8 protein-coding genes are annotated in these 13593 nt (G+C 39.6%); 7 read left to right on the forward strand and 1 reads right to left on the reverse strand.

Going from position 1 to position 13593, the window contains the following annotated elements; all coding sequences use genetic code 11:
- Positions 1-3: 3 nt before the first annotated feature.
- Entirely contained in the window at positions 4-1230 is a 1227-nt protein-coding gene (locus EVU92_RS04345) for an HlyD family efflux transporter periplasmic adaptor subunit (RefSeq protein ID WP_240701297.1), read from the reverse strand.
- Positions 1231-1514: 284 nt separating this feature from the next.
- Between EVU92_RS04345 and EVU92_RS04350 the strand changes: the two genes are divergently transcribed.
- From EVU92_RS04350 to EVU92_RS04380, 7 genes are all read left to right on the forward strand, one after another.
- Complete coding sequence (locus EVU92_RS04350) at positions 1515-3548, forward strand: winged helix-turn-helix domain-containing protein (RefSeq protein ID WP_130050153.1); 2034 nt, start codon at positions 1515-1517, stop codon at positions 3546-3548.
- A gap of 120 nt (positions 3549-3668) precedes the next feature.
- Positions 3669-4439 carry a DeoR family transcriptional regulator gene (locus EVU92_RS04355; RefSeq protein WP_054552250.1) on the forward strand — a complete coding sequence of 257 codons (771 nt, stop codon included), beginning with the start codon at positions 3669-3671 and terminating at the stop codon, positions 4437-4439.
- 95 nt (positions 4440-4534) lie between these two features.
- Entirely contained in the window at positions 4535-6355 is a 1821-nt protein-coding gene (gene glmS, locus EVU92_RS04360) for a glutamine--fructose-6-phosphate transaminase (isomerizing) (RefSeq protein ID WP_130050154.1), read from the forward strand.
- Positions 6356-6932: 577 nt separating this feature from the next.
- Positions 6933-8876: a GGDEF domain-containing protein gene (locus tag EVU92_RS04365; RefSeq protein WP_130050155.1), complete on the forward strand. Its 1944-nt coding sequence runs from the start codon at positions 6933-6935 to the stop codon at positions 8874-8876.
- A gap of 320 nt (positions 8877-9196) precedes the next feature.
- Positions 9197-10783 (forward strand): D-aminoacylase, encoded by a 1587-nt coding sequence (locus EVU92_RS04370; RefSeq protein ID WP_130050156.1) that lies wholly within the window; start codon positions 9197-9199, stop codon positions 10781-10783.
- Between the two features lie 112 nt (positions 10784-10895).
- Positions 10896-12080, forward strand: coding sequence for an alpha/beta hydrolase-fold protein (locus EVU92_RS04375; RefSeq protein ID WP_130050157.1), 1185 nt, complete (start codon positions 10896-10898; stop codon positions 12078-12080).
- Positions 12081-12249: 169 nt separating this feature from the next.
- Entirely contained in the window at positions 12250-13551 is a 1302-nt protein-coding gene (locus EVU92_RS04380; protein WP_130050158.1) for a DEAD/DEAH box helicase, read from the forward strand.
- Positions 13552-13593: the final 42 nt, after the last annotated feature.

A 13593-nucleotide genomic window follows, 5' to 3' on the forward strand; every position in this document is an offset into this window, starting at 1 on the left:
CTTCTAGCTCTCTATTTTTATCATTTTTGTTTCAGCAGGAATATCTAAGGTGGAAATAATAACTTGCTCGCCAGGCTCTAAGCCTGATAACACTTGAATTAGCTGTCCTGATGTTTTGCCATATTGCACATCAACTCTAACAGCCCTGTTATCACTCGTTAGCTTGAATAGTGAACCATAGGCTCCCTCTTTAGCATCACTGGGTTGTTTTATGTAATTCATATCTTTTTGTACGTCAGCGTAGATGGTTGCATCAACCTGTTGCATTGGTTTCATGCTGCCATGCTCAATTGCTTCAAGTTCAATATCAACCTGTACAGCACCATCATTGATAACAGGGTCAACACGAACGACTCGTCCATGCACCTGCTCATTGAGTGTTGTAATGTCGGCTTTCATGCCCATTTGAATTAAGTGCGCTTGAATTTGCGGAACTTTTATTTCCCCAACTAATGGCGATAGGCTGCCAATGAGTGCAAGCTCAGAGCCTGCTGTTACACTTTGCCCTAAACTGAGAGGAAGGCGCTGGATGACCCCTTTCATTCCTGCTTTTACAGATAATTGCTCGACCATAAGTTTTGCGACGTTGAACTCATCTTCAGCTTGAGAAATAAGATCATCTTGAATTGAAAGTGCTTCTTTTTGCATTTCAGTGAGCTTGTCTAATTTTGATTCTTCGAGGCTGATGCGTTTAAGTAACTGCTTCGCTTCCAATTCATTTTTTTTAGCACTAATCCCAGAGACTATTCCCGACTTAGCTAAAGAGCGTTCGGCTTCTACTTGGAGCATGGCAATTTCTGCTTGTGCTTTTAACTCAGAGATACTTGATTCATTGTTTAACAGCTCCCGTTGTTGCACTAACAAAGTTTGACGTTTCTGTGTCTTTGCATTTTTGAGCTTTGCTAAAGCTAGACGAAGCTTACTCTCAAGCTCAGGGTTGTTTAATGTCAGGATAACTGTATCAGGCTCTACAACGGCCCCTGCTTTTAGCTTTATTTCGTCGACAACAGCATTGCTGGTGGCTGTGAGCAGTCTTTTATTAATTGATTGAAGAGAACCATAACCTTCAACTTTAATAGAAAAGTCACCTCGCTCTACTTTTGCCATCGTTACAGATTCAAGAGAGAGCACTTCTGCATTATCTGCAAACCCTAACCGCCAACCAGATAAAAGCATAATGGCTGACAAACCAATTAACCCCTGATAAATAAGTTTAGATGTGAGTTTCATTATTTTTTTCCTTCCTAACTCATGTGATCATTTCTCTGCTATCAATGCACGTTTTATCAATATAAATATTTTTAACTTACTAATGCTGTGGCAAAAGGCTTGAAGTCGAGAAGGTAAAATACGTAAAGGCAATCATGAAACCAATAATCTTCCTCTGATTTTACTGTGACTAAACTGTAACTTTTTTATTTATCAAGTGTTTATATTGTTTGTAGTAACCTAGTTAATAGTAAAGTACAATATTTTGTAGAGGGATCATTAAGGTAGATGAGTGACTCAGTTGTATGCTTATTCGGATTGGAAAGTGCTATTTAAATACAGAAGAGATGTCTCTTCTGGTTGATGAACAGTCAATTATATTAGAGCCAAAGGTATTTGCTGTTTTAATGTATTTTATTGAGCATAACGACCGTTACATTTCAATGGCTGATTTACACCAAAACCTATGGCAAGATCGTTGTGTTTCTGATGCTGCTGTTAGACGAGTTATTAGTAAAATCCGTAGTGTATTAGGTGATGATCACAAAGAACCTACTTTTCTTCAGTCTCTTCCGAAACGGGGCTATAAGCTTATTTGCACTATTGAAGAAGTGTCCTCTATAGAAACAGAGCAACCTTCGAATACACACATCCCAACTAGTCAAAGAAAAAAATATAACCTTATATTAGCAACCTTTTCGATAGCATTTATTTGCGCTCTGTTTGTATATTTTCTACCTAAAAAAAACCATGACGATCCCCTGACAGTTATTGACACTATTACTTCTGAAAAGCGATCACTTGGCGTATCGAATAATGGTAAGTACATCGCTTTTAGCAATCGATTAAGTCACGAGAGTAATTATCAAATTTACTTGAAAAATCTAGATAATCAGTCAATTAAACCTCTCACAGACACTGCAACCTTGCCTATTGGATTAGCATTTTCAAATAATGATCGATATTTATACTTTTCGGATAATGATGTTGGCTCTGCAAAAATTAAGAGGGTATCTCTAATAAACCCAGCGAATAACGTAGAGGTGTTAGTTTCCGATTTTCATTTTATTACCAGTGTATTTTTTAATAAAAATGATAATAGCCTATTTTTTACAGGGCAAAAGCAACCTCACGGTAGCATGCTTCTTTATAAGTTAAATAGAGTAGGCGGCCTTATAGAAGAAGTGACATCTGTGGCTCAAAAAGGGGTGTATGACTCATATGCTGATATTTCACCTGATATGAGTAAAGTTGCTGTGCTTAGAGTATTTTTAGACAGTAAACGTAATAACATACGTATTCTTGATCCTGAAACCGGCAACACGCTTTTTAATTATGATCATCATGATGTGATTTACAGCTTGCAATGGCTTAATGATGAGCACCTTGTTTTTGCTGATAAGAAACAACTGATAAAGTTAAATATTAAAACAGGCAATACAGAAGTGGTTATGAATACCACTGTTACAGCTCTAAACGTACTTGACCCACATACTTTATTGGCGATTAAAACTCGCGAAAGACTTAATACTTTTATTGAAAAAAAGCTTCCTATGGAGGTATTTAAAACCACAGAAGTGATACAAAGTAATAACACTGAACAGGGGCGTATTACCACCTATCACTCTTTAGGCAATAAAGTGTGGGTGATAGAAAAACGCAATAAAGTTAATTATTTAACCCTACATGAAAAGCATAACTCTGCAAGTAAAGTTGAATTATTTAAAACCGAGCAGCCACTTAAATTGATCAGTCCTTCAAAATCTGGACAATATGTATTACTCAAGCATCATAACCGAACCGCTATATTCAATGTCATAACGAATACATTGAATTACGTATCGAAAACAGATGAATTGATCGGGGATGTCAGCTTTTCCGATAATGAAGACTCTATCCTCTATTCTATCAAAACAGATGGGGAGTGGCAGATTTTTGAACAGACTATGGCAGATAGAACGAATACGCTCCTTTTTAAAGGTTATCGTTATATTCGCGAATTTGAAGGAGGGTACATAGTGGGTGACGAGTGGGGGAATTTATCTCGATTTGATGCTTATAATAATAGCTTTACGGCCTTACCGATAACGCTGCCTAACGATGCAATTGTAAACTGGGCTATTGTTGAAGATAGAGTGTTATGGAGTAATTATAACCTTATTGGCAATACAACTTTCTATGAAATGAATATAAATGATGTTGATGGCAGCACTCTGTTAACACAGGAGTTTCCATTTAATGAAGTTTGGCCTTATTTCTATGTGGATAAGATAAATAATTTAATTATTATTAAAAGGTTAGGAAAGCAATCTACAGAAATAGTTTCTTTAAGCATTTAATCAATGGCTCTATAGGCCACATATCTTAATAAGGTGTGTTCTCAAAACATTGACTTGCCATTTATATTGTTTCGTTTAAAATCCAAAAACTTTCGAAACGAAACTTATGTGATCATATAAATGACAAAACGAAACACTCAACAACGTCGCCATACAATCTTAAGCCAAGTGAATGAACTTGGTGAAGTTGCTGTTGAAGCGTTAGCTGAGCAGTTTCAAACTTCTGAAGTGACCATTCGTAAAGATCTGACAGCACTTGAAAAAAGTGGCTTATTACTGCGCCGGTACGGTGGTGCTATTGCACTGCCGCAAGAAATCGTTGCAAATAGCAATGAGAAAAGCGACTCGCTTCGCAAAATGGCAATCGCACAGGCCGCTGCAAAGCTGATTAAAGATCATAACCGCATCATCATTGATAGCGGTCGCACTACCGCGGCGATGATCCCAGAGCTTGCGAGTAAACGCGGTTTAGTGGTGATGACCAATGCTATTAATGTCGCTAACCGACTACTTTCATTAGAAAATGAGCCAACATTATTGATGACTGGGGGAACCTGGGATCCGCATTCAGAATCGTTTCAAGGCCAAGTTGCGGAGAATGTTCTACGCTCTTACGACTTTGACCAACTCTTTATTGGTGCCGATGGCATTGATATTGATAGAGGTACCACAACCTTCAATGAATTAGTGGGGCTTAGCCAAGTGATGGCTGAAGCTGCCCGAGAGGTAGTGGTGCTGGTAGAGTCAGAAAAAATTGGCCGAAGAATACCTAATTTAGAACTGCCTTGGCAGCGTGTTACCACTGTTATCACAGACAACAATCTAAGCGCAGATAAGCGTGAGGCGATAACAGCATGTGGAGTACAGCTGATCTGTGCAGAAATTGAATAACCCGTAATAAGACCGACAACACCTTATTACATTAAATTTATGACAACACATACCGCCCAAAGTAAAACGCTTTGGCATGTGCAAAAGGAGAAATTATGTGTGGAATCGTTGGGGCTGTTGCAGAACGCCCAGTAAACAAAATACTTGTTGAAGGCCTAAAGCGTCTTGAATACCGTGGTTATGATTCGGCTGGTGTGGCTTTACTTAAAGGTACTGAGCTAAACACTGTAAAGTCAGTGGGTAAGGTTGCTAATCTTGAAGCGGCACTGAATGATGCAGCAGTAAATGGTACTACAGGTATCGCACATACACGCTGGGCAACTCATGGTGGCGTAACTGAAGCGAATGCTCACCCACATGTTTCGAACAGCGAAATTGCCTTAGTTCATAACGGTATTATCGAAAACCATGCCAGTCTACGTGATGCGCTTAAAGGCGACGGTTATGAGTTTTTATCAGAAACAGACACTGAAGTAATGGTGCACCTTATTCACCAACTTCGCCAACAGCACGATACGCTTTTAGCAGCTGTACAAGCTGCTGTGAAGCAGTTTGAAGGTGCATTTGGTACCGTTGTTTTTGATAAAGCGAACGACAACGAAATCATCGTAGCGCGCTCTGGTAGCCCATTGGTGATTGGTTTGGGTCTTGGCGAAAACTTTATTGCCTCTGACCAACTTGCTCTATTACCTGTTACACGTAGCTTTATTTACCTTGAAGAAGGCGATGTTGCTCGTATTACTCGCGACAGTGTTGAAATTTTTGATGCAAACGGCGATGCAGTAGAGCGCGAAGTGATTGAATCAAACATTACGCAAGATGCATCAGGTAAAGGCGAATATCGTCACTACATGCTGAAAGAAATTTACGAGCAGCCACTTGCTGTACGTAACACGCTTGATGGCCGCCTAGTTAATGATACTGTAGCGATTGATGCCTTCGGCGATAGTGCTCAGCAAATCTTTAAAGACGTAAAACACGTACAAATTATTGCCTGTGGTACATCATATCACTCAGGCATGGTTGCTCGTTACTGGCTTGAGCAGTTTGCAGGCGTAAGCTGTAATGTCGAGATTGCTTCTGAGTTCCGTTACCGTGAATCATTTGTACATGAAAACAGCTTACTTGTGACAATTTCACAGTCTGGTGAAACAGCCGATACGCTTGCTGCACTTCGTCTTGCAAAACAGCAAGGTTACATGGCTTCAATGACCATTTGTAACGTACCGGGTTCATCGTTAGTACGTGAATCTGATTTAGCCTTTATGACAAAAGCAGGTGCTGAAATTGGTGTTGCATCAACTAAAGCTTTCACCACACAACTTGTTGGCTTATTAATGCTAACGGCATCTATTGCCCAAGAAAAAGGCCTAGATCAAAGTGCGATTGTGAATGCAATTAAAACACTTCCTAACAAGTTAGAAGAAGCATTACTACTTGCTGAAGGGATTGAAGATTTAGCTGAAGAATTTGCTGACAAGCACCACTCACTATTCTTAGGTCGTGGCTCACAATACCCAATCGCGATGGAAGGTGCGCTTAAGCTGAAAGAGATTTCATACATTCACGCCGAAGCATACGCAGCGGGTGAGCTTAAGCATGGCCCTCTCGCGTTGATTGATGCCGACATGCCTATCATTGTTGTGGCACCAAACAACGAACTACTAGAAAAGCTTAAATCAAACGTAGAAGAAGTACGTGCCCGTGGCGGTATTATTTATGTATTCGCAGACAAAGACTCAGCGTTCAATTCTGACGAAACGATGCGTGTAATCAACGTAAATCATGTCGATGACGTGATTGCCCCAGTTGTATATACAATTCCACTACAGCTGCTTTCATACTATGTTGCGGTTATTAAAGGCACCGACGTAGACCAACCTCGAAACCTAGCAAAATCGGTAACGGTTGAGTAAGTTAAAGTATAAAGAGCCGGCTGTGGATTCTAAATAAAGTTGGAAACTACAGAACAAAGTTTGAAATATATTAAAACGGCCAATTTCATGGCCGTTTTATTACTTTAATGATATTTAGTATTCGTATACCTCTCCCACACCTCCAGACTTACCTTGTTTCTTTGTAGGAATGTCATAAACAGCCCTAAATTGTCTTTTGGAAGATGGTTTATCTAAAATATGGCAGCAGCTAAAGCTGCTGGCTTACCATGCCATTCGATTTCTGGTTGCGCACGCAGTTTAAGTTTAACGATTCACATAACGAAGAGTCCAATAAAGCTGAATATTGAAAATATAAAAAGCGTGATGATGCTATAGTTAAAGATGCCCAATAACATTAGATGAAGTCCAAAAAATTGAATTTCAAATATTAAGGCAGCCATTTTTATTTGAACAAGTGGACTTCCCACCCCTCAGAGCACAATCTACTACCCTTATTGTTAACTTGTTTTTATCACAAGGTTGATAAGTAATAAGGGGGATTTTATGTGGTTTTATATTATATAGCTTAATGATATTGTTATAAGTTTTGATAGAAATGATTAAACGTTCGGAGCAGCAAGTTATCAAAAAAATAAGTATTTGGTTGGCATATATTGCACTAACTCTATTCTTTGCGAATTGCAAAGCTCAACCTCAAACACCGCAGCAAATTGCTGGGGAATACAGCAAACTTGTTTATTTGGCATCGCAGGTTATTGAAGAGGTCAATGGGGCTGGACGTGTTGAACTTATTGAAAAAATAGAGAATTCAAACTTATTAGCGGACGATTCTATACTTGGTAAAATATTTCAAACGATAATTAGGGAAACTCTTGCTTCTCGGGGCCTGTTATCTTCAACTTTAACAATCAACCAATATAATTTATCTGAGCAAAACTGGGCTTATTTACAATCTATTGATACAGAGTTATACGCTGCGAATAGAAGTTTTTACATTTATATTCAAGGTGTTAATGTCGAATCAACTCCTAATAAAAGAGTTGCCATCACTATCCCACAGTTACAAAACTTGAAACAGCAGATTATTGAACTTGGAGACAAGCATGCAATTGCAATTGTTAGTGCTCGTTTAGGAGAAGAAATAGAAGAAATTTCATTGCTCAAAGCGTTATCTGAATATGAATATGCTTTACCTTATTTGAGAAAATTTGACCCGTTGAGGCCTATGGAAACCCAAATGTCATCAATCCGTGTTCATCACTGGATTGCAGACATTTATAACGATTTGCAACTGCATATGGCTGCTTTAGAGCACGGTAATGTATTGTTATCATTATTAAGTGAAGAAGAAAGAAAACCTCTATACATCAATCCCAGTATTTATGCACTTAATAAACTGGGTCGGTTTGACGAGGCGCTTAAATTAAGTGACGAAGCAATTAGAAGAGCTGAACGCAATAAAAATGATATCGAACTGTTTATTTCTAAGATGTTGAAAATTTCTGTATTAACTCATCGAAATCAACAGCAGGATGGGGTAACTATTTTAAAGCTTTCTAAACAAATGGAACAACTCATTGGTAATCAACCAAATGAATCATTAGTTATGTATTTAAAGCTTGCTAGAGCTCTAGCATCGGCAATAGAGGAAAGCAAAGAAGTCGAATTTGAGCGTATAGTTAAAGACTATGCCGATCAGGCAAATTCTTTCATGAATAACAGTAATCACCCGGGGGATGTAAGTTTAACTATTAATCATAACTTAAGACGATTATATGAGTTAAATGGTAATTATGATAAAGCGTTTTACTTTGGTAAGTTATACCAATCTGCTAGGGTAAATTACAACTCAGAACATTTTGGGATAGGGAACATTACGCCGATTGATTCTTTAACTAGGGATATTGAAATAGCAAAGTTTAGAAATGAATTATCCATGCAGGAAAAGGCAGAACTAAAGAAGGAAAACCTTAACCTACAGCTCATCATTTTTATTCTATTATTTTCTTTGCTGGCGACAGCTACATTTATGTTTTGGCGTGATAAGAGGGCCTTAAAAAGAATAGCAGAAACAGATACATTGACTGGTGCAAAAACAAGAAGAGCAATGTACAAATTGGCCGAGAAGGCACTGCAAGTTAATAACTCGACCTGTTTCGTTCTAGTGGATCTGGATCATTTTAAGCAAATAAACGACTCCTATGGTCACCTAGCCGGTGACGAAGTTTTAAAAGGGTTTAGTAACGTAGTTTCAGAACGTATTAGAGAAACAGATTTATTTTGTCGTTATGGCGGTGAAGAGTTTTTATTAATATTAAACAACTTAGATAAAAAGACAGCGGTTACGCTCGTTGATGGCATTAGAGAAAAATTTGAAGGTATTAATAGCTGGAAAGAATTGGACTCTACGACAAATGTTAGCTTTTCAGCAGGTGTTGTCGAAATCAATCAGGTTTCTAATATAGACAGTATTATTAAACAATGTGACGGCTTACTATACAAAGCCAAGGCGAATGGACGAGCAAAGACAGAGTCATAAAAATAGATTGTATTGTTAATGGCGTTTAAATCGATCGTAATTAGCAATGCAAAATAGAATACGTTTAACTTTTTCAGTTGAAATCATCTGACGTAAGATATATCAACAGAGTTTTTGTTTCCAACTTTGATATATAAAATTAGAGCGATTTTTGCTCACTCAAATGCTCGCGTTATTTTTGTTTCTGACTTTGTTAAGCATCTACATCGGCTAATTAGCCGGCTTTTTTGTGACTGTAACTTGTTTGATTACTGTTCACTGATGCAATTTGTATTGCAATTGATTAGGATGGTTAAACACTCAGGCTAAGGATAATAACAATGAAAAAGCGCAGTGTTTTAACCTCAATAGGATTGTTCGTATTAGTGCTCAGCTCCGGCATTGCTTATGGGCAATCTTTTGATCTCATAATCAAAAACGCTATGTTGCTCGATGGTCTTGGTGGCAAAGCGGTTCACGCAGATGTTGGCATTGAAAGCGGCAAGATCACTAAAATTGGTGACATGACGGCTGACAAAGCTCAACAAGTTATAGATGCCAAAGGCAAGATTGTTGCCCCTGGCTTTATTGATTTACATTCCCATGCTGAGCGCTCAATTGCAGAGCTGCCTCGGCTCGATAACTTAGTACAGCAAGGCATTACCACTATTTTGGGCGGTAACTGTGGTTTTTCACCTGTCGACTTTAAGCAATTTTTTGCGCAAACCGAGCGTTCACCTCTAGGACCTAATTTAGCCTTATTAATTGGCCATAATGATGTTCGTAAAGCTGTAATGGGTGAAGAGCAGCGGCTTGCCAGCGCTGATGAGCTAAAAGCAATGCAAGTGCTGGTAGATAAAGCGATGCAGCAGGGGGCGTTTGGTTTATCGACTGGGCTTAAATATGTTCCTGGTGTGTACTCAAACTTTGCTGAAGTAAAGGTGCTTGCCGAAACCGCTCATGCTCAGCATGGATTTTTTGCCTCTCATATGCGGGATGAAGGCGCAGAGATTGTCACGGCGATGAATGAAGTGCTCGATGTTGCAAAAGAGACCGGTATTCCTGTGCATATCTCTCATCATAAGCTGATTGGTCATCCAAATTGGGGTGAGAGTAAGCACACTATTCAGATGATTCGCGATGCTCGCAAAGCGGGTTTCGATGTCACCCTCGATCAGTATCCTTACACGGCTTCTTCTACGCGATTTGCTATATTATTTCCTGCATGGTCATTGGCTGGTGGCCAAGCTGAAGTTGAAAAGCGTCTACAAGATCCAGAGTTAAGGCAAAAAATAAAACAAGGCTTGATCAAAAATATCCGTGAAGACAGAGGCGGTGGTGACCCCGCAAGGCTGCAAATAGCGCATTATACGGCAAACCCTGCATGGGATGGGCTAACTTTTGCTGAAGTATTAAAACGAGAAGGGCGAGCGCAAAGTATTGGTGAAGCCGCTGAACTTGCCATGGAAATTCAAGCAAATGGCGGTGCTCAGGGGATCTTCCACGCTATTAATGAAGATGATGTTAAGTACATCATGGCTTACCCAATTACTGCAATCGCCACCGATGCGGGTGGTTCAGAACTTGGTAAAGGCAACCCGCATCCAAGAGGATACGGCACCTTTCCTAGAGTACTAGGTCATTATGTGCGTGAACAAGGGGTGATTTCGTTACCTGATGCAATACGTAAAATGACCAGTTTACCCGCAGCAAGAATGGGCCTAACTGACCGAGGAGTGATAGCACAAGGCTATGCTGCTGACATTGTCATACTCGACCCTGCGACGGTTGCTGATAAATCAACGTTTAGCGCACCTCATCAGTACGCAGAAGGAATTGAATACGTCATTATTAATGGCCAAGTCATTAAATCACCAGATGGCATGACAGGTAAAAGTGCTGGGCAAATATTGCGTCATACGCTTTAGTTAAAATAATGACTTACATATACTTTTTTACGAAAAAGTTCATAAGTTATCTTTGTTTGTACCTGCAATTCTGTTAGCTTAAAAAATTACCAATATTTCTTAAGGATAAGTCGTGCGACTATTTAAGTTACTCTATATTAGTGGTTTTTTATTCTGTACTAGCCATGTTATGGCTCAACCAGCCGCTGATGAGGCGGTTACAAATTACAGCCAACATACGCATACTATCGAATCAAGTAATCTTAGTGAGCAGCGCACAGTCGTTGTGCAATTACCAAAAAGCTACCAAACAGATCCAAACAAAAGATATCCCGTTATTTACCGTTTAGATGGGGCCGGTAATTTACCATTGATTAATGCTGTGCTTGAACGCTTACAACAAAATGATCAAGCGCCAGAGGTGATTGTCGTTGCGATTGAAAGCACTAATCGACTTAGAGATTTTTATCCCACAGTGAACAAAGAACCACAAGGGCCTGTTGGTGAAGGCGGTGGTGCAGCAAAGTTTTTAGCTTTCGTAGAGCAAGAACTGATGCCTTTGGTTAATAAACAGTATCGTACTCATGATTATAGAGTTATCGCAGGGGCCTCAGCTGCGGGTGTATTTGCTCTTTACGCAATGCAGGCTGACCCTGAGCTATTTCAAGCGCATATTGCTTATAGCCCTGCGGTATGGTGGAACTATGGCGCCCCGGCTAAGAGCCTAAAAACCTTTGTTACTAAAGCCAAAACTATTAACAGCTATGTATATATGAATATCGGCGAAGAAGCTGGCATTATGCGCGAAAGATACGATGATATGCAGCAAACAATGCAAAATAGTACGGTGCAACATTTGCGCTTTAAGAGCGATGCCTTTGCAGGCGTTTCGCATAACCTAACCTCAGCTGCTGGGGCATTTAATGCGTACCATGGCTTATTTTTATCTAAACATATGCCTCTGAGTGCATTGGGCGATGATGTTTCATCAATTGATGCTTATTATCAACGTTTATCTCAGCAATGGGGTGAACAAATAGCGCCACCAGACCGCGCTGTTAGGCTACTGGGTTACAGCTTAACGGATAACCAGCAATTTGAGCGGGCTATTGAGGTGTTTAAGTACAATATCAAAAACTACCCTAAATCAGCGTATGCACTGTCAGCTTTGTCATATGGCTATGAAATGCAAGGTAATATTCGCCAAGCATTAGTTCAAATCAAGGCTGCAATAGCCGTTGTAGATGACTCTTATCCTTACCCTGATTACTTAAAAGAGACAAAAACGAGGTTGCAAGCACAGTTGAGCAAGAGTTAAAAATATGGCCAACTTAAATGTTGGCTTTAAAGCACTCATTTTAATATTGAGCAATTACCATAAACCAGTTGCTGTTATTTAAAAGGTATTTAAAATCACTAATCCCTACTTAACGGCCAATAAATACGCTAAAATCGCAGGCTATTTTAGTAATGAGCCTACACCTTTTATGACCTCAACCGCAAACTCTAGCAATTTCAACGAACTTGGCCTTATTCCAGAGCTACTTGCTCGATTGGCTGATCTTGAATATACCCAGCCTACACCTATTCAGGCAAAAGCAATTCCAAGCATTTTAGCGGGTAGTGACTTAATTGCTGGAGCAAATACAGGTTCAGGTAAAACAGCGACATTTGCTCTGCCTATGCTGCAAAAGTGCTTTTTAGATAAGGGACTTAAAAAAGCACAAGGCAAAGGTAACTTTGTATCAGGGCTTATTTTAGTGCCAACCCGAGAACTCGCGGTGCAAGTGGCCGATAGCGTTAAATCGTACTCTGCAAATTTTAATGGTGCGATTAAAACTGTCGCGGTATTCGGTGGTGTGTCGGTGAATGCGCAAATGCAAGCATTGCGAGGCGGTGCCGATATTATTGTGGCAACCCCTGGGCGTTTACTTGATTTAATTTCAAGCAATGCTATTAAGCTTGATAACGTAAACACCTTAGTGCTTGATGAAGCAGATCGCATGTTGAGTCTTGGTTTTACCGAAGAACTTGCTGAGCTATTAGCACTTATGCCCGCTAAAAAACAAACAATGCTGTTTTCAGCGACGTTCCCAGATCAAGTTAAGCTATTAACCCAAAAGCTGTTAAATGACCCTGTAGAAATACAAGTTCAAAGCAAACAGGAGAGCACTCTAGTACAGCGTGTATTTACCGTAAATAAAGGTGAGAAGACCACTGTTTTAGCGCACTTAATAAAAAATCATAAATGGCGCCAAGTGTTGATTTTTGTGAATGCAAAGAAAGATTGTGGGCACTTGGCGAGTAAGCTTGAAAAGCGTGGTATTAATGCGCAGGTATTTCATGGTGATAAGGGCCAAAGTGAACGTACTCGCGTAATCGAAAAGTTTAAAAATGGCGAAATTGAGGTGTTAATTGCCACTGATATTGCTGCTCGTGGTTTAGATATTGCTAAATTGCCTGTAGTGATTAATTTCAATTTACCCCGTAGCCCTGCCGATTACATGCACCGTATTGGCCGAAGTGGTCGCGCCGGTGAAATTGGGTTAGCGTTATCACTGATTGATTACGAAGACTTTCATCATTTTAAAATTATCGAAAAGAAAAATAAATTTCGTTTAGAGCGCGAAGAAGTCCCTGGTTTTACCGTAAATCAAGCAAACCTCGATGCCGCACAAGCACTTAAAAACGACAAGCCCGTAGCGAAACCTGCGGGAACAGGTAAGAAAAAGAAAAAAAACAAAGCCAACCAAGAAGACGATGTTTGGAGTGGCTGGAAGAAACATTAAAAACCCTAAAAAACCCCGCATCTTTGCGGGGTTTTTACTTTT

This window comes from Pseudoalteromonas sp. MEBiC 03485 (assembly GCF_004195145.1).
In the GTDB taxonomy this organism is placed as follows: Bacteria; Pseudomonadota; Gammaproteobacteria; order Enterobacterales; family Alteromonadaceae; genus Pseudoalteromonas; species Pseudoalteromonas apostichopi.

Bases quoted from the DNA above. Each gene is read 5' to 3' on its own strand.
- EVU92_RS04345 (WP_240701297.1), bottom strand. From the start codon at position 1,230: ATGAAACTCACATCTAAACTTATTTATCAGGGGTTAATTGGTTTGTCA.
- EVU92_RS04350 (WP_130050153.1), top strand. From the start codon at position 1,515: ATGCTTATTCGGATTGGAAAGTGCTATTTAAATACAGAAGAGATGTCT.
- EVU92_RS04355 (WP_054552250.1), top strand. From the start codon at position 3,669: ATGACAAAACGAAACACTCAACAACGTCGCCATACAATCTTAAGCCAA.
- glmS (WP_130050154.1), top strand. From the start codon at position 4,535: ATGTGTGGAATCGTTGGGGCTGTTGCAGAACGCCCAGTAAACAAAATA.
- EVU92_RS04365 (WP_130050155.1), top strand. From the start codon at position 6,933: ATGATTAAACGTTCGGAGCAGCAAGTTATCAAAAAAATAAGTATTTGG.
- EVU92_RS04370 (WP_130050156.1), top strand. From the start codon at position 9,197: ATGAAAAAGCGCAGTGTTTTAACCTCAATAGGATTGTTCGTATTAGTG.
- EVU92_RS04380 (WP_130050158.1), top strand. From the start codon at position 12,250: ATGACCTCAACCGCAAACTCTAGCAATTTCAACGAACTTGGCCTTATT.